The following is an 18,359-nucleotide window of genomic DNA, read 5'->3' on the forward strand; positions in this document are numbered from 1 at the left end:
GGTTCAAACCGCCTGCTTGACTTTGCGACAGGCCCATTGCGCTTCGTTCTGCAATTCCAGCACTTGCCAGTGGAAGCGCTCCAGCGAGGCGTTGTGGCCGACGCTGATCATGATGGTTTCCGGCAAAGCCTGTCTGAGCAACTCATAGCAGCGCGCTTCGTTCTCCGCGTCCAGCGCTGAGCTGCTTTCATCCAGAAACAGTACCGCAGGACGAGCCATCAGCGCCCGCACAAAGGCGCAGCGTTGCTGTTCGCCGATGCTCAGGGTTTGTGACCAGTCCCGGTCCTCATCCAGTTGATCGCTCAGGTGTTGCAAGCCGACTTGCTCCATGGCCCGGCGCAGGCTGGCATCTTCTTCGTGTCGGGGCGGGTGGGGATACCACAGTGCCTCGCGCAGGCTGCCCAACGGTAGATAAGGCTTTTGCGAAAGGGTCAGGGCGCGTTCGCGATCATAGGAACTCGAACCGCAGGCGTGGTGCCAGAGCCCGGTGACGCTGCGAATCAACGTCGACTTGCCGTAGCCCGACGGCGCACTGATCAACAGGCTGTCGCCAGGTTCGAGCGAGAGGTTGAAGCCCTTGAGCAGGCGCCGGCCATTAGGGAGCCAGACATCCAGGTCTTTGACATGAAGCCCTTTGGTCTGGTGTCCGAGGGTGACCCTGGACTTGACCTCGACGTTGTCCAGGCGATCCTGGAACCCGACCAGCCGGTCGATGACCGATTTCCACTCCGACAGCTCCGGGAAGACACCCACCAGATAGGCAATGGCCGCGTGGACCTCGCCAAAGGCTGCGCTGATCTGAGTCAAGCGGCCGAGGGGAAAGGCGCCGGAGAAAAACTGCGGAGCCATGATGAACATCGGGATGACCGTAGCGCTGCGCAGATAGAAGGTCGAGTAGCCCATGATCAACTTCTGTTTCTTTACCAGCGCCCAGAAGTTTTCCAATGCCGCTTCCAGCCGTCGGTTGAAGCGTTCGTTTTCCACCGCTTCGCCCCGGTACTGCGCGACCGAGTCGGCGTTTTCCCGCAGGCGGATGAGCGAAAAGCGAAAATCCGCTTCACGCCGTTGTTGCATGAAATTGAGGCCAGGCAATGCGCGTCCCAACCAGAATGCCAGGCCGGTGCCCAGTAACGCATAGACCAGGGCAATCCACACGAGCAAACCCGGGATCACCACGGAGTCGCCGGCGAACGGGATGCTGACCAGGCTGGAGGCTTGCCAGAGGATATGCAGAAAGGAGAACAGCGACACCACCGACGTCATCAACCCCAGGCTCAATTTGAGCGACTTGACGATAAACAGGTCGACGTCTTCGGCGATCCGCTGGTCAGGGTTGTCGACCTCGGTCTCGGTCAGCTTCAGTTTCTGATAACGCTGGCCTCCCAACCATTGATCGAGCAGGTTGCGCGTGGCCCAGCGGCGCCAGCGCAACGTCAACTTTTGCTGGAAATGAAACGCACCGACGGTGAAGGCGGCGGTTCCGACCTGCAGGAGGATGAATTGCAGGCTGCCAACCAGAAAGCCGTGGTAATCCAGCGCTTGCAGAGCGTTGTAGAAATGCAGGTTCCAGAAGTTGGTGAGAATGTTGACACCCACCAGGCACAAGGTCATCAGCACGGTGGCCGCCAGCAACAGCAGGGCCGGATACTTCTCTTCGGATGCCCAGAAAGGCCGCGCGAGACGCCAGAAATTGCGAAGTGTGTGCATGTGGTTTTGGTGAGCCCGGTCGCTGACGACGTTGAGTTTGCTAAGGAGGGAGGATAGGATCGGCCAATGCTAATCGTTTGCATTCATTTGGGAAAGCCACGGGAGCCCTGTCATCGAATTTCCAGAATGGCTTGAACAGGCGTGGCCGCCGATAAAACGGGTGGTCCGGCCTGTGTCTGGCGAACAAACGTCCATCGCCTTGAGCCAGCTTGCCGACCCCGCCGTACTGAACCCGGTGCTGGCCACGTTCGCCTTGCAGTACCCGGGGGTCAATCGCGCGGCCGTGGTTTCTCAGTGGTCGATGAACTACATGAGCATCGTGCTGCCTGCTACGTTCGCTTGTGTGCTGACACGCCATGGCCGGATCGACTTTTGGGGCGAAGAGGCGGTGTTGTTCCATGAGCAGGGCCAGCCTCAGGCCCTTGGCCTGCCCGACTCACTGCCGACCCTGCTCGCCAGCGAACGTGCCGACTATTGGTCGCAGCTGATTCATCAACACATGGCGCCGCTGTTCGCTACCCTGGCCGCGGCCGGTGGCCTGGCGCCGAAGATTCTGTGGGGCAACCTGGTCGCCATCTGGGATGGCGCCTTCGCCAGAATGGACCCCGACCTGTCCCGCGACGGGTTCGCCGAAGCACACCGGTGGCTGGAACAGGCCACGGTGAACGATGGACGGCTGAAACTTCGGGGCCTGCAGCGCATGGTCGAATCACCTGCGCCGCAGATCTGCCCTTGTTTGCCTTTGCGTCGGCATTGTTGCCTGCACTACCAACTGCACGAGCCCGTCGAAGGCCAGACACCGGTGCTCTGCGAGTCCTGCCCCAAGCTGCATCGCCTGCCCCTGGCAGAGCAGGTGAGTTACCTGCACGCCATCTACGAGGACGCCTGAGGGGCGTTGCAGCTTCGTTTCGTCAGGAATAGGCCTTGGCCAGCGGCGTCGAGCCCCTTTCGGCATGGGGCTCGATTTCGCTGAGCTTGCCGTGCTCGATGCGAATCAGGCGATCGGCCAGCCCGAAATAGACATCGTCATGGGAAATGACGATCAGCAATTTGCCGCGTTCGCGCAGGTCCGGCAGGATCCGGGTGTAGAAGAAGTGCTTGAACACCGGGTCCTGGTCGGCCGCCCATTCGTCGAAGAGGTAGCAGGGGCGGTCGTCCAGATAGGCACTGAGCAGGGCCAATCGTTTGCGTTGCCCGGTGGAGAGCGCCAGCGTCGTCAGCCTTCCTTCCTCGATCTGCACTTTATGGTCCAGTTGCAGCTGGACCAGATAGTCCTGTGCCTGTTGCACCAGGTGCGGATCGTCACGGTCGAACAGGTTTTCGAACAGGCAGAAGTCGGTGAAGATCGCCGAGAAATGTTGCCGGTAATGGTGATTGTCGTTGCTCGAAGACACCTGTTCGTCGAGGACGATGTCGCCGCTTTCCGGGCGGTACAAGCCTGTCAGCAACAGTGCCAGGGTGGTCTTGCCACTGCCGTTGCCACCGGTGATGAACACGACCTCACCGGCATTGAGCGTGAGGTCGATGGGCCCCAGGGTGAAATGCCCGTCTTCACGCTCGCGGTAGTAGGTATGGGTGACCTGCCGGCAGACCAGATGGCGGACCCGGGTGGGCGGGATCGTTTCGATGACCTGGCCGTCGGCATGCATCTCGCTTTCCAGGGCCCGGATCTTGTTCAGCGCGACGCTGGCCCGGCCCAGGGTGGGCAAGGCATGCATCAGCTCCGACAGCGGGGTGATCATGTAGAGAATGGCCAGGATGTAACCGGTGACCAGGCTGGCGCTCAGTTCGATGAAGTGTGGCGCGGCAAACAGCACCACACCGATCAGCATGTAGAACACCGCATTGCCCCAGTTCATGACCAGGGCATAGATGCTCATGCCACGGACGAAGTCCTTGCGGTACTGCAGACTCACCGGAAGCAGCAGGCGAGAGAAGAAGTGCTGTCGGCGCGGATGGTTGAGCTGCAGTTCCTTGCTGCCCTCGGTGAGCAGGCGGTACTGGTCGAACAATTGATCCTTGAGTTCCCGGGCACGGGAGATCGACGTCAGGGCCCGCCGTTGTGGCCAGTTGAAACTGAGGCTGCCCAGAATGATCAGCACCAGCGTCAGGCCCAGCAGGGGCAGGCTGAGCCAGCCCAGGTACCCCAGGCAGGCGGCAATGATCCCCGCGTTGACCAGCAGGATCGGGACCAGCTCGACCGCCTGGCTGATCGTCTGCGTATCGTCGGTCAGCATCGCCAGCAGGCGATGTTTGCCCAGGCGTTGCAATTGTGCGTAGGGGGTATCGATCAGCTTGGCGCTCAAGTGCAGCCGCATGTCGTGGACGGCGCCCTGGCCCAGGCGCAGCAGGCTGACATCGGAAATCACCCGTGAAATCGCCACCAGCACCACCAGCGCCCCGAAGTACAGGCCATCTACGGGGCGTAGTTGGTCAAACACTTCCAGGCTGTGGTTGATGTAGGCGATCAGACCCGCTGCCGCCAGCCCGCAGACCAGCCCCGTCAGGGTCGCGACCGACAGCGCACGCCAGGAGCGTTTGGCCATGAGTAACAACAAATCCATTTCAAACAGCTCCGTCAGGGATGAGGGGTTCGAGGCGCGCAGCCAGTTGCTCATGCAAGGCGGGTTGCTCGAGGATAGTCAGGTGTTGCGCAGCGATGACCTGGCGAGTGAACGGCCCACTGCTCAAACCTTCCCAATGCGGGTCGGCGAAGGCTGCCTCGGCCAGGGTATCGCTGGCCCACCAGACGTGCACCGGACAGCTTAACCGCGGTGGCTCGAAAGTCGACAGCAAATGCTCGGTATGCTGCTGGTAGCGCAGCCGCGTTTGCAGGTGGTCCCAACTGTCGCCGTCCAATTGCAGGCCTTGCTGACGGGCCCACTGGGCCAGCTCCGCCAGACGCTGTGCCGCAGGCAGGGCGGCCAGTTGCTGCATCAGGCTTGTCAGGACGGGTGGAGGAAGCTGACGCAGGACGGCCTGACTGTCGACGGTCAGCGATGGAACCGCTGACTCCCAGAGCGCTTCGACACTGTCATCGGCTTCCCGGTGCTGGTATTGCGAGTCGATGATGCCGAGAAATGCGACTGTTTCGCCCAGACTTTCCAGGCGAGCGGCAGCGGCGATCGCAAGCAGGCCGCCCAGAGAGAAGCCCAGCAGGTGATACGGACCGTGCGGCTGCTGCTGGCGCAAATGCTCGACGTAGATGGCCGCGAGGTGTTCGATGTCACCGCCCAGTGTCGTGCTGTCGTCGGTGAGGTAGGCGGCCTGCAGCCCCCACAACTGCCAGCCCGACAGCGGTGCCAGCAGTGTGCGGTAGTCCTGCACGTGGCCGGTGGAAGGGTGGAAGCAGAACAGCTTGGCGGCCTCGACAGCAGAGGCATTCGGTGCGGACAGCCTGACCAGGGGCGAGAGCTTGAGCTCGGCCTGGACCAGTGCCGCAAACGCCGAGACGCTGGGAGCGTTGAACACCGCATTGACCGTCACCGGAGCCGACAACGCGCTCTGCAAGCGGCTGGCAAGCGTTACCGCCGCCAGGGAGTGACCGCCCAGCTCAAAGAAATCATCATCGATCCCCACCCGCTCCAGGCCCAGCACTTGCGCCCAGACCTCGGCGAGCAGGGCTTCCAGCGGGGTGCGCGGCAAGGCGCTGCCTACGGTGTCGAGGACCTTGTCGGCCCATTGCTGCAAGGTCTTGCGGTCCAGCTTGCCGTTGGCCATCAGTGGCAAGGCTTCGACGATCCGCAAGGCGGGCAACATGTAATCGGGCAGGCAATCCTGGGCTTGGCCATGCAGCCGCGCGACCGTGGTCGAATGCCCGGGCGCGAGGGTCAGGAAGGCAAACAGTTGCTGGCCGAGTTCGCCTCGGGAGAGGCATTCCACCGCCGCCTGGGCGACACCTGGAAGACGAACCAATTGCGCCTGTATCTCGTCGAGTTCCACGCGAAAGCCGCGGATTTTGACCTGGCGGTCGGCGCGCCCGGTGATTTCCACGCTGCCGTCATGGAGATACCGCGCCATGTCGCCGGTGCGGTAGAGGCGTTCTGCGCCTGGCTGCGCCGGTTCGATAAAGCGATCGATGTTTTGTTGTGCGTCCAGGTAACCGCGTGCCAACTGTGGGCCTGCGATATAAAGCTCAGCGTTTTGCCCGGGGCCGACCGGTCGAAGCTGGTCGTCGAGCAGATACAGGCGCATGCCGTCGAGACGATCGTCCAGCGGCAGGCGGCGATAGTCGATGGCCGGCTCGGTCTTGTGCATCACCACGCCAACCGTCGTTTCGGTCGGTCCATAGTGGTTGAAGACGCTCAGGTCCGGCGCGAGCTCGCGAATGCCTTGCAGCAGGCGACGCGAGCAGCTTTCGCCACCGAGCACCAATTGTTTGCGGGGCAGTACGGCAGCGCTTTGGGCGTGCATCAACCAGGCGTCGAGCAGCGAGGGCACGACTTTCAAATGGTCGATGGGATGCTCGGCCTGCCAGGCTGCCCAGGCCTGGGCATCCATCGCGGTGTCCTTGTCCAGCAGGTGCAGTTCGCCCCCGCTCAGCAACGCCGGGAACAGCAGGGTATAACCCAGATCCGCCGCCAGGGAGGTGACCACGGCGCTGCGTTCGCCAGGGGCCAGTTGCAGGCGCCGGGACACGCTGTCGACGTAACTGGTCAATTGACCGTGCTCGACGATGACGCCTTTCGGCGTGCCGGTGCTGCCGGAAGTGAACAGCACATAGGCGGCATCCTGCGGGTTGATCTGCGCGTCGACAGCGGTCGGCGACGCTTGTTGCCAGGTCGCTTCGTCGCCCAGGTCGAGGCTGCCGGCCGAGGGCAACGCGGGCGCGCTGCCGGCCGATCCACTGAGCACGAACGTGGGCTGGGCCTGTTGCAGGATCGCCAGGGACCGTTGCGCGGGCTGGTGCACATCCAGGGGAACGAACGCCGCGCCGCTCTTGAGCACGGCGAGCAGGGCCAGGATCATCTGCGAGGAGCGATCCAGGTACAGCGCCACGCGGTCTTCGCGGCCGACGCCCTGGGCACGCAGGTAACGGGCCAGCTGGTTACTGCGGGCTTGCAACTGGGCGTAGTTCAGGTACCCGTTGCGGTCGCGCAGCGCCAGATTGTCGGGGAGGCGCGTGGCGCACTCGTCGAAACGCGCCGGCACGCTGGCAAACGACGGGGTCGCGACCTCGCGGTGCAAGGCCGCCAGTGTCGCCTTGAACCCCGGCGCCTGCAACGACAGCTCAGCCAGGGACTTGCTTGGGTTGGCCAGAGCATCGAGCAGTAGCGACTGGAACTGCTCCAGAAGCGTCTGGGCGGCCTGTTCGCTATAGCGGCCCGGCAGGTGGCACAGGTTCAGACGGTAGCCGTGTCCGGCGGATTCGTTGCCGGTCGTTTCTGCAATCAGCAGCAACTCAATGCCTGCCGGGATGGCCTCTGCATCCAGCACGGTGAGCGTCGAGGCAGGGTTGCCCAGGGTGTCGAGCCTATCGGGCAAGTGCCCGCCCCACTGGAAACCGTAGTGCAGGGTTTCGGTCGCAAGCGCGGTGCTGACCCCGCAGTATTCCTGCCATTCGGTGGCTTGTTCGCACAATGCCTGAAGGTTGGCCAGCGCCTGGGCGTAACCGCTGTCCGCGGCCGGTTGCCAGCGCAAAGGCAACGGCTTGGCGAACAGGCCCCAGCAGTCTTCGAGCTCCTCGTAGTCGTCACGGCAATCGTGAACCCAGTTCAAGGTCAGTGCCGGGTTGTCGTTCGTGCTCAGGCGTTGCAACAGGACACCCCAGGCGGCCATCAGGACATGCTCGGGCGAGACACCGTGACGCTGGCAGAAGCTGTCAAGGGCCGCGTTCACCAGCGGCCCGGCGCTCTGACGAGTGATCTGCGGGGTATCCGGCCGGTCGCTGCGCACCTGGCGGTACAGCAGTTCGCTGGCGTCCGGTTCGTCCAGGGCCTGACTGGCCCAGAAGCGCCGGCCCGGCCCGGCATCTTCATCCGATTGCAGCTCATAGAGCCAGGCGCTGTACTGGGTGTAGGTCATGGCCTCGTCATCCGGCAACGGCGCATCCGCCGATCCCAGTGCCCGTGCCAGGCGCAGCAGCGTCCCGCGGTCCGCACTCAAGCCGGGCAATTGCAACGTCACCCGGTGCCGGTCGGCTCCGAGCGCTTGCACGTCCACGCCAATCACGTCACTGGTCGTGGGCTCCACGACCTGCAACGGTGTCAGCAGGCCCGGCTCCGGCCGCACACGCAAGCGCAACGCCTCGTGGCAGGCACCGAGCGCGGCGAGCCGTTGTTGCAGGCGCTCCAGCGCCAGGGCACCGCGGACCTCCAGCGCCAGGCGCACCGGAGGCAGCCCCGCCAGCCATTGGCTACGCTGCTGCGGCGAGAGGGCGAAGGCTTGTTCACGCTGTTCGTAAGCAGTCATGCCTGCACCTCCGCGTTCGACACCGACCGGGCTTCAGGCAGATGCCCCGTCAGTTCCTCGCGACGCATCATCTGGCCCATGGCGACGCAGATCTTGCGCTCGCCCTCGAAGGGGTCTCGGGCGTGGGCCACCAGCATATTGTCCAGCATCACCATATCTCCCTTTTGCCAGGTAAATCGGACGGCGCAGGCTTCGTACGCTTGCCCGATCACGTCCATCACCGCGTCTTCGATCACGCTGCCATCGCCATAGTAAACGTTGCGGGGCAAGTGACCGGGGCCGAACAGGTTGATCAGATTGGCGCGCACTTCAGGCTCCAGGCAGGCGGTGTGGTGCAGTTGCACCTGATTGAAGAAGGACAGCTCGCCGGTTTGCGGATGGGCCACGATGGCCGGGCAATGCTGGGCGATACGCAGGTTATCGGTACCGAGCCATTCCCAGCGCATGCCCGAGGCGAGGCATTGACGCTCGACTTCTTCGCGCTGCTCGGTCTTGAAGAAGTCCTGCCAGCGCACATCCAGCTTGTCGGTGAAATGCCGCACGTACAGCAGCCCCAGCGCCTTGAAGCGCTCGACAATGTCCTCGGGCAACCGCGCCAGGACCTGCCGGCAATCGACGATGGGCGTGCAGCCGCCACGCGGTGCGGGGGTTTCACAATAGAACCACTGCTTGCGCGGCCACTGCGGCAGGTGCGAGCTCTCGTTGTGGAAGAGAATCATGTGCTGTTCCGGGTACGGCGTGGAGTGGTAGATGTTCTTGCCGGAGGTGTTCTTCGGCAGGTCACCGTAAGTGCCGTAGAGGTCGGGTTCGATGGCCTGGGCGAATTGCTCGAAAGCCGTGGCATCCGGCAGGTTGAAGCCGCGGAACAGCAGGCCGCCGTGGGTACGCAACTGAGCATTGATCCACTCTCGTGCTTGCAGTGCCCAGTGCACCGGGTCGAGGTCGCCGAGCAGCGGCTCGATGATCAATGGCAGCGCCTGGCCGGCATCGAGATGGCGGGTCCGCACCTGCTCGTGGGCCACCTGGCTCACGGCCGTGGCCCGGGTCTGCTTGAGCTTGCTCAACTTGGACTGTTTGCGTGCGCTGCGTGCCGTGGCGTCGTCCAGCGACACATCGGCCTCGGCGGCAGGGGCCTTGTTACCCCCGGCCTCGACGCCCCAGGTCCAGTTGTCCAATGCCTGACCGGGGTCCGAGACCAACTGTCCGAGCAGGCTTTCGAAGCCTTGTTCGAAGCGCTGGATGGTCGCTTGCTCCAGCACGCTGGTGCGATACACCCAACGTACGTTCAAGCCCAGCTCTTCGTCTTCCTCGACGAACACGGCAAGGTCGAACTTGCTGCTTTCCTGGGGAGAGACCAGGTGTTCCACGTCCAGGTCCGGCAGGCTGGCGTTGCCGCTGGGGGTGTTCTGCATGACAAACAACACCTGTACCAGCGGGTTGACCCCTGGCGTGCGTGGCGGTTGGAGTTCTTCCACCAGCTTGTCGAACGGCACCTGCTGGTGCTGGAACGCTGACAGGCAATCCTCGCGCAAATGTTGCAGGCGCGCCTCGAAGCCTTCGCCCTCGTTCAGGCGTGCACGGATCGGCAACACGTTGACGAAGAAGCCGATGAGGTTTTCCAGCGCCGGGTGTTCACGGTTGGCCAGGTCGGTGCCGACAATGAAGTCGTTGGCCCCGGTGGCGCGCTGCAAGAGGCTGTTGAAGGCATTGAGCAGGACCATGAACAGCGTCGCCCGCTGCTGTTGCGCATAGGCCTTGAGCACCTGGGTCTGGGCCGGCGTGAACCGTTGCTCCAGGGCCGCGCCCTGGTAGTCGGGCCGTGCCGGACGCGGACGGTCGAGGGGCAGCGGGATCAGCGTCGGCGCGCCGTCCAACTGACGACGCCAGTAGTCGACGGCCCGCGCCAGCAGCCGTTGCTGTGCTTCGCTGCGCTGCCAGTAGGCATAGTCGGCGAACTGCACCGGCAACGACGGCAGAGTCGGTGCCGAACCGCCCATGAATGCCTGGTAGCCGGTGATCAGCTCCTGCACCAGGATGCCCATGGACCATGCGTCGGTGGCGATGTGATGCAGTACCAGTTGCAGCACATGATCATCCGCACCCAGGCGCAGCAGGTGGGCCCGCAACATCGGGGCCTGTTGCAGATCGAACGGGCGCCCGGCCTGTTCGTCGATCAGGCGTTGCAGGGTTTGCGCCTGCTGCTCGCCGCCGAGGTGGGCGAGCTCGGTGGGCGTCAGGTCAAGCACTGGCGCCGGGCAGATCACCTGGCAAGGTTGGTCGCCATTGAGCTGGAAAGCGGTACGCAAGGATTCGTGGCGCTCCAGTACACATTGCAACGCCGCTTGCAGCGCGGCGATGTCGAGGGCGCCGCGCAGCCTCACGGTGGTGGTCATGTTGTAGGCAGCGCTTGGGCCTTCGAAGCGATCCAGGAACCACAGGCGTTGCTGGCTGTAGGACAGCGGCAGCGGCTGGTTGCGTGGCGCCAGGGCCATTTCGGCTTCGCCGTCAGGTTCGGCCTGCGCGGCGAGCTGTTGGTCCACCGCTGTGGCCAGTTGCTCCAGGGTCCCACGCTCGAACAGCGTGCGCAGCGGCAGGTTCACGTTCAATCGCCGACGGATGCGCGACAGCACCTGGGTCGCCAGCAGCGAGTGACCACCAATGGCGAAGAAGTCGTCGTGCACGCCGACTTCATCCAGGCCGAGGATCTCTTGCCACAGTTCGGCCAGGACTTTTTCGGTCGGCGTGCGTGGCGCCACGCATTGCTCCTGCGGGTTCTCGTCCTGGGGCACGCCCAGGGCGGCGAGGGCGCGACGGTCGACCTTGCCGTTGGCGTTCAATGGCAATTGTGCAAGCGCCAGCCAGCGGGCCGGGACCATATAGCTTGCCAGTTGCTGGCCCAGGTAGGCGCCCAGTACCTGCTGCGCGGGCTCGGCGCCCAGGTCCGCAGCGTCATCGAGCACATACCAGGCCACCAGTTGCAAGGTGCCGCGGGCGTCGGGCAGGGCCAATACCGCCGCGCTGTCCACGGCCGGGTGCTGCATCAGGCGGTTTTCGATTTCGCCCAGTTCGATGCGGTGACCGCGGATCTTGACCTGCTGGTCGCGACGGCCGAGGTATTCGAGCACACCATCCTCACGCATGCGGCCAATGTCGCCGCTTCGGTACAGGCGCGCGCCTGCCTGGAACGGGTGGGGGACAAACACTTCGCGGGTGCGTTGCGGGTCGCGCAGATAGCCGCGACCCACGCCCACGCCACCGATGCACAGTTCACCCGGAACGCCGACTGGCACGGTGCGCAACGCGGAATCGAGCACGAACACCTGGTTATTGGCGGTCGGCTTGCCAATGGGCATGTGCAGGCAGTCGTCCGCCGGGGCCTCGGTGATGGGGTAGAAGGCCACGTCGTCCGAGCATTCGGCCGGGCCGTAGGCGTTCATCATCGGGATCGCCGGGAAGCGGGCGAACCAGTCCCGGGCCAGGGCCGGCGGCAAGGCTTCGCCGGTGGGCAGCAGCCAGCGCAGGCTCGTCAGGGTGTGATGGGCCTGGCTTTCCTGGAGCATGCCGCGAATCACCGCCGGCACGGTTTCCAATAGGGTCAGCCGGTGTTCCTGGACGGCGTCGAGCAAGGCCACCGGATCGTGGGCCTGGGCATCGGGAAGGATGTGCACGGTGGCGCCGAACAGGGGCGCGGCGAGGAACTGCCAGACACTGATGTCAAACGCAGCCGATGCCGTCTGGGCGATACGGTCCTCTTCCCCCAGGCCCAGGCTCGGGACCTTGCCGAACATGTTGTTGAGCATGCCACGCTGTTCCACCATGACCCCTTTGGGGGTGCCGGTGGAGCCCGAGGTAAAGATCACATAGGCCAGTTGGTCAGGGTTGTGGGCGTAGCCGACCGGTGCTTGCGCTGCGCCGTTCCAGAGAGGCTGGGCAACCAGGCAGGTCGGTTGCTTGTGCATGTGCGGCAGGACGCCGTCCAGGGTCGATGCCGCGTTTTCGCAGACCAGCAGCAGCGGGGCCTCGCCCAGGTCCAGCAGTTCGGCCAGGCGAGCACCGGGCTGCTGGATATCCAGGGACTGGAACGCCGCACCGGCCTTGAGCGTGGCAACCATCATGGTCAGCAAGGCCAGGCCGCGTTCGGCAAACAGCGCCACCAGGGTTTCCGGGCCGGCGCCGGCCGCTTGCAGGGCATGGGCGATGGCATTGGCGCGTTGGTCCAGCTCGGCGTAGGTCAACGACTCGCCCTTGCAGACGGCGGCGATGTGCTGAGGGTGGCGGCGCACTTGATCGGCGAACAGCGACGCGTAGCCGCGTTCCAGCGGGAACGGGACTTCGCTGCGGTTGCATTCGATCTGCAACTGCTGGCGCTCCGATTCCGGCAGCATGTGCAGGCTGGCCAATGGCGCTTGCGGCGCCTCCAGCATGCCCGAAAGCAGCTGCACCAGATGCCCGAGCATGCGCTGCACGGTGGCGGTGGTGAAGCGCTGGCTGTCGTAGGACAGGCGAATGCCCAGGCGATCGCCGGGGTACAGCACCACGGTCATCGGGAAGTTGGTGTGCACCCGGTCTTCATAAATATCGATGCTGAAGGCGTCGAGCTGCACGCTGCTGATGTCCAGCGGGGCGTTTTCGAACACCACCAGGCTGTCGAACAATTGCTGGCCGCGCGGCACCTGGCTGCAACGCTGGATATCCACCAGCGAGGCGCTTTCGTGTTCGCGCAACTGGGCGTTGTGAGACAACAGAGCCTGCAACCAGTCGGCGACCACCGCGTCCGGGTCCACATCGATGCGCAGCGGCAAGCTGTTGATGAACAGCCCGACCATTTCTTCCACCCCGGCCAGATCAGTCGGACGACCGGCGACGGTCACGCCGAACAGCACATCCCGGTTACCGCTGTAGCGCGACAGCAGCAATGCCCAGGCGCCCTGGATCCAGGTGTTGGGGGTCAGCTGGTATTGCTGGCAAAGCTGCTGCAGACGCTGGGTCTGGGCGATGCTCAGCGTGTGGTCGAGGTCGCCCACCTGTTCCGGCGCCTGCTCCGGGCGAGCCACGGGGCTGTCCACATGCAGTGGCGTCGGCTCGCTGAAACCCGCCATCTCGGCCTTCCAGAAAGCGTGGGCGGCGGCCATGTCGTGACGTTCCAGCCAGCTCATGTAGCCACGGAACGAGCGCAGGCGAGGGCGGGCCACCGGCTCCTGGCGCACGATCGCCTGGTAGATCGCCAGCAGGTCTTCCATCAGCAGGCCGAAGCACCAGGCATCGGTCAGGATGTGGTGGAAGCTGCGCACCACGGCAAAGCGCTGCTCATCCAACTGGAACACCCGCAAGTGGGTCAGCGGCGCGCAAGCCATGTCGAAGCCTTGCAGGCGCTGCTCTTCGAGGGCTTTGTCCATCGCCAGGTGCTGCTGTTCTTCGTCGAGATGACGCAGGTCTTGCCAGTCGAATGCCCGATGGGTTTGGCGATACACACATTGCAGCGGTTCATGGTCATCCTGCCACCAGAACGCGGTACGCATCATGGGATGCCGTTCAAGGAACAGCTGCCAGGCCGCTTCCATTGCCGGGCGCTGCAATACGCCATCCCAGCTGTAGCGCTGCTGCATCAGGTAGATACCACTGTGAGGTTGCAGCAGGGTGTGCAGCAACATGCCCTGTTGCATGGACGACAGCGGGTAGACGTCTTCGATGTTCGCCCAGTCCAGGGGCTCGGCCGCCAATGTCGCCGCTTGCTTGTGGCACAGCGGGAACGCCTGGCTGGCGGGACGCACATCGGGGGTGTCATGCAGCTCGGCGAGCTCGGTCAACCGCTGGACAAGCTGGGGTGCCCATTCGGCCGCCAGCGCGCCCTGGCTGCGCAGGTGCAGGCAGCCGTCCTGCCACCAGGCGTCCAGCGTGAAGGCGCAAGTGGCCGCCGCTGCGGGCATCGCCTCGACCCGAGCCAGGATGCTGCGTTCTTCGCGATGGCTGTCGAGGTCACCCTGCCAATGGATGGCGACGGCGGCCGCTGGCAGGTCGCGTAGCGGTTCTTGCAGGTAGGTATTGTCCGACAGGTAGCGCAGGGCGCCATAGTCGACGCCGTGCTGCGGATACGCCCGCATCTGCGCGACCAGGGTCTGCAACCGTTGCAGCAGGCTATCGCCTCCGGGCTGAAGGAAGTACGGCACCGCCAGGGTCAGCGGTCCCAGGATACGTGCCGGGTCGAAGTCGGCCACGGCAATCGGTGCGGCGGCGGGCAAGCGTTCAACACGCGGACGCGCCGCCTGCACGCTCAGGGCCAGCAGGCCTTCGCCGCACACTTCACGGCATTGCTCGGCCACGGCGCTGGCCAGCAGGTCGTTCCAGTCCAGTTGCAGCACCTCGCCCAGGCGCTTGAGCGCCGTCGAGGTGGCGGCTGGCAAGGTCTGCTCGACCACGGCAGCCGGCTGCTGACTGTCAGGCAGTTGCAACGGCTCCATGCCGGCATATTGCAGCCAGTGCTCCCAGACCTCGTCCAGTTCGTCGCTTTGGGCATGGGCCTGCTGGTGGCGGGTCCACTGACTGAAATCGCCCCCGACATGGGACAGGCGTACCGGCCGCTGATAACGCAGCTGTGCCAGCGCCAGGTTGAGGTCGTTGAGCAGCAGTGCCCAGGACACTTCGTCCAGGCACAGCGGGTGAGCGGCCAGCAGCAGGAACGGCTTGCCCGCCACGTCCAGCAGGCTGGCGTGCAGGGTCTGGCCAGCCTCCAGCGCCAGGGCATCGACGCCAGCCTGGGCCAGGGTCTGCAACTGCACCGGGTCGCAGTCAGGGAGGGTCCCGCTGGTGATGGCCGGGGCCTTGGCCGTCGCCAGGACCTGTTGCTGCCATTGCCCGTCCGGTTGGGCCTTGAGCGCCAGGCGCAGAGCCTGGTGTTGATGTTGCAGGGCGCTGATGGCCTGGCTCAGCAGCTCGCCATCGATCGCCTGGCTCAACGCCACGCAGCGCCAGGTCGCTTCCAGCGGGCCCTGTTGCAGGCGGGCCAGTTGACCGGCGGCCAGTGGCAACTCGTAGCCTTGGGCGCTGCTTTCGGCCACGCCATGGCTGGCGTCGGCGCCCAGTACGCGGGCGATGTCGGCGATGGTGCGGTTCTCGAACAACTGGCGAGGGGTGAGTTTCAGCCCTTGCTGGTTGGCCCGGGCGATGATCTGCAGGTTGATGATCGAGTCGCCGCCGAGGGCGAAGAAGTTATCGTGTACGCCAACGCGTTCGAGCTTCAGGACATCCTTCCAGATCTCCGCCAACAGTGCTTCGACTTCGTTGCGCGGGGCCACGTGGGTGGCGCTGTCGTCGGTAGGCTTGTGGGGGATCGGCAGACGCTGCACGTCGACCTTGCCGTTGCGGGTCAGGGGCAATTCGTCGAGGGTGATGAAGTGCGCCGGCACCATGTAGTCCGGTACCCGTGCGCCCAGGTCGTTACGCAACTTGGTGGCCGACAGCGACTGGCTGGCGACCAGATAGGCCACCAGGCGCAGGCTGCCGTCCAGTTCCACGGCACGCACCAGGGCTTGCTCGATCAGCGGCGACAGGCGCTTGAGCTGCGCTTCGACTTCGCCCAGTTCCAGGCGATTGCCGCGGATCTTGACCTGGCTGTCGACGCGGCCAAGGAACGCCAGTTGGCCGTCCACCCGCCAGCGCACACGGTCACCGGTGCGGTACCAGCGTTGCTGGTCGTCATCGAGGAGGAAGCGTTCGGCGGTGAGGTCCGGCCGGTGCAGATAGCCCCGGGCCAACGCGCCGTTGATCAGCAACTCACCGGCCACGCCGGTCGGCACCAACTGACCGTTGGCATCCACCACCCGCAATTGACGATTGGGCAGAGGATGGCCGAGGGCGATGCTGCGCAGGCCAGCGGGCAATTCGGTGGCGATTGCCCCGACCGTCGCTTCGCTCGGGCCATAGTGGTTGAATACCCTGAGCCCTGGCGCCAGACGGTTCACCTGTTCCAGCAGCGCGGGGCTGAGGGCATCGCCGCCAAACACCAGCAGGGCGCGGGGCAGCAGGCGTGCATCGGGAAGGGCCTGCAACAGGCCGGCCAAGTGGCTCGGCGTGATCTTCAGTACATCCACCGGGTGTCGTTCGAACAGTTCGGCCAGGGCCAGCGGGCTGAAACCGCTGTCTTCATCCACCAGCAGCAGGCTGCCACCCGTGCACAGGGCACCGAACAACTGGGTGTGGCCCAGGTCTGCGGCGATGCTGGACAGCAGGCCATAACGGGCTGCCGCCGGTGGGCTGAGCACCGCCTGCACGGCAGTCAGGTAGTCGACGATGGATTGATGCTCGACCACCACCCCCTTGGGGGTGCCGGTGGAACCCGAGGTGTAGATCACGTAGGCGGCATCCGCCGGGTTGTGGTCCACGACGGGGGCTGTTACTGACTGGCTGGCTATGGCTTGCGCCTGTTCTGTCAGCCACAGGGTCGGTGTGCGCTCGGCCAGGCCTGTGAGCAGCGGCGAGGGCGCGGCACCGATCAGCAGCGCGGCGCGGCTATCGACCAGCACATCGGCCAGGCGGCCGGCAGGTTGCTTGATGTCCAGCGGCAGGTAGGCCGCACCGGCCTTGAGGATGCCCAACAGAGCCACCACGAAATCGACGCTGCGTTCCAGGGCCAGGGCCACCACGCTGTCGCGGCCGATCCCCTGAGCGCGCAGATAATGGCTGAGGCGGTTGGCCTGTTCATCCAACCCCCGGTAGGTCAGCGTGACCTGACGATCCTGAACTGCCTGCGCCTCAGGGTGCGCGGCTGCCTGTTGTTCGAAAAGCTGGTGCAGGCATGCCTGGGGCACCGGCAACTGCACGCCGCGACCCTGGACCTGCAGTTGCTGGCTTTCCTCGGGGCTCAGCCACGCCAGTTCGCTGACACGGCGTTGCGGCTGCGCCGTCATCGCCAACAGGATGCTGCGCAGTTGCGTTGACAGTATCGCCACCTCGGCATCGCTGAAACGGCTGCGGTCGTAGCTGATCAGGTAGTGCAACTGCTTGTCCGGCATCACGATCAGCGACAGCGGGAAGTGGTTGCGACCCTGGGTGAGGGTGAGTCCATCGACCTGCTGGTCATTGGCCGGGGCACTGAAGCTCAGGCCGCCGGTGTCCTGGTTGAGGGCATCGGTGACCGGGAAGTTCTCGAACACCAGGATCGAATCGAACAGCGCCTGTTCAGCGGCAATGCGCGTCATCGACTTGAGCTTGCCCAGCGGCAGATAGGCGTGGTGGCGCAAGTCGCTGTTGCTTTGCTGCAGCTGTTGCAGCCAGTTGACCAACGTCGGGCCCTCGGACCACTGCACCCGCAGCGGCAGGGTATTGATGAACAGTCCGACGGTGCCATCCACCGCGGCCAGATTTTCCGGACGGCCGGCGACAGTGACCCCATAGACCACGTCGTCACGCCCGGCGTGCTGGCCGAGCAGCAGGGCCCAGGCGCCCTGGATCAGGGTGTTGACGGTCAGGTCATTCTGACGTGCGAACTGCGACAGTCGCTCGGTTTCGCTGGCGTCCAATCGGCTTTCCCGCTCGGCGAAGGGGGCTCCCGACGGCGCGGCCCGGCGTTCGGCGAAATGCGGCAGCGGGGTCGGCTCGCTGACATCCTGCAATTGCTCGCGCCAGAAACCTTCGGTGGCGGCCATGTCCTGCTCGGCAAGCCAGGCGATGTAGTCACGATAAGGCCGGGTCGGTGCCAGGTTGGCGGGGCGGCCGTGAGCCTGTTCGTAATAGAAGGCCAGCCACTCCTGAACCGCAATGCCCACGCTCCAGCCATCCATGAGGATGTGGTGGAAGGTCCAGATCAGATGCCAGCGCTCGGGCGCCAAGCGTACCAGGCACACCCGCATCAGTGGCGACTCGTTCAACTCCAGGGGCTGGGCGCGTTGTTCCAGCGCCAGCTGCTCCAGGGCGGCCTGGTGCTCGGCACGGTCTTGCCAGTCCAGTTCGGTCAGGGGCAGCTCCACGTCCTGTTGCACCACCTGGTAGGCATCGTCCAGCTCTTCCCAGAGAAAGGCGCTGCGCAGCACGGCATGGCGCTGCATCAATGCCTGCCAGGCGCCGCGAAACGCGTTCAGTTGCAGCGGTCCGTTCATTTCCAGGCTCAATTGCTGGTAGTAAACCCGCGAATCCGGTTCGTAGACGCTGTGGAACAACAGGCCGTGCTGGGTCGGCGAAAGGGAATAGATGTCTTCGATGTTGTTCATGCTTGCTTGGTCCATTTCAAAGGCTTTAAAGACAGTGAG

General features: G+C 64.5%; 5 protein-coding genes. 1 reads left to right on the forward strand and 4 read right to left on the reverse strand.

Annotated features, from left to right (window positions below):
• Window positions 1-3: 3 nt before the first annotated feature.
• The gene (locus tag EGM97_RS05850; protein ID WP_238963010.1) at window positions 4-1,707 is read right to left on the reverse strand and encodes an ABC transporter ATP-binding protein/permease; all 1,704 of its coding nucleotides are present in this window, start codon (window positions 1,705-1,707) and stop codon (window positions 4-6) included.
• Window positions 1,708-1,906: 199 nt separating this feature from the next.
• Between EGM97_RS05850 and fhuF the strand changes: the two genes are divergently transcribed.
• Window positions 1,907-2,596, forward strand: coding sequence for a siderophore-iron reductase FhuF (gene fhuF / locus EGM97_RS05855; RefSeq protein ID WP_238963024.1), 690 nt, complete (start codon window positions 1,907-1,909; stop codon window positions 2,594-2,596).
• Between the two features lie 22 nt (window positions 2,597-2,618).
• Here the strand turns inward: fhuF and EGM97_RS05860 are convergent, their stop codons facing one another.
• The 3 genes from EGM97_RS05860 to EGM97_RS05870 are packed head-to-tail and all read right to left on the reverse strand — an operon-like array spanning window position 2,619 to window position 18,320.
• Window positions 2,619-4,271: a cyclic peptide export ABC transporter gene (locus tag EGM97_RS05860; RefSeq protein ID WP_238963011.1), complete on the reverse strand. Its 1,653-nt coding sequence runs from the start codon at window positions 4,269-4,271 to the stop codon at window positions 2,619-2,621.
• A gap of 1 nt (window position 4,272) precedes the next feature.
• A complete protein-coding gene (locus EGM97_RS05865; RefSeq protein ID WP_238963012.1) occupies window positions 4,273-8,118 on the reverse strand; it encodes a non-ribosomal peptide synthetase in 3,846 nt (1,281 codons plus the stop codon).
• Window positions 8,115-18,320 (reverse strand): non-ribosomal peptide synthetase, encoded by a 10,206-nt coding sequence (locus EGM97_RS05870; protein ID WP_238963013.1) that lies wholly within the window; start codon window positions 18,318-18,320, stop codon window positions 8,115-8,117. Before EGM97_RS05870 ends, EGM97_RS05865 begins: the two co-directional genes overlap by 4 nt.
• Window positions 18,321-18,359: the final 39 nt, after the last annotated feature.

Source organism: Pseudomonas sp. AF32, from assembly GCF_022342325.2.
In the GTDB taxonomy this organism is placed as follows: domain Bacteria; phylum Pseudomonadota; class Gammaproteobacteria; order Pseudomonadales; family Pseudomonadaceae; genus Aquipseudomonas; species Aquipseudomonas uvaldensis.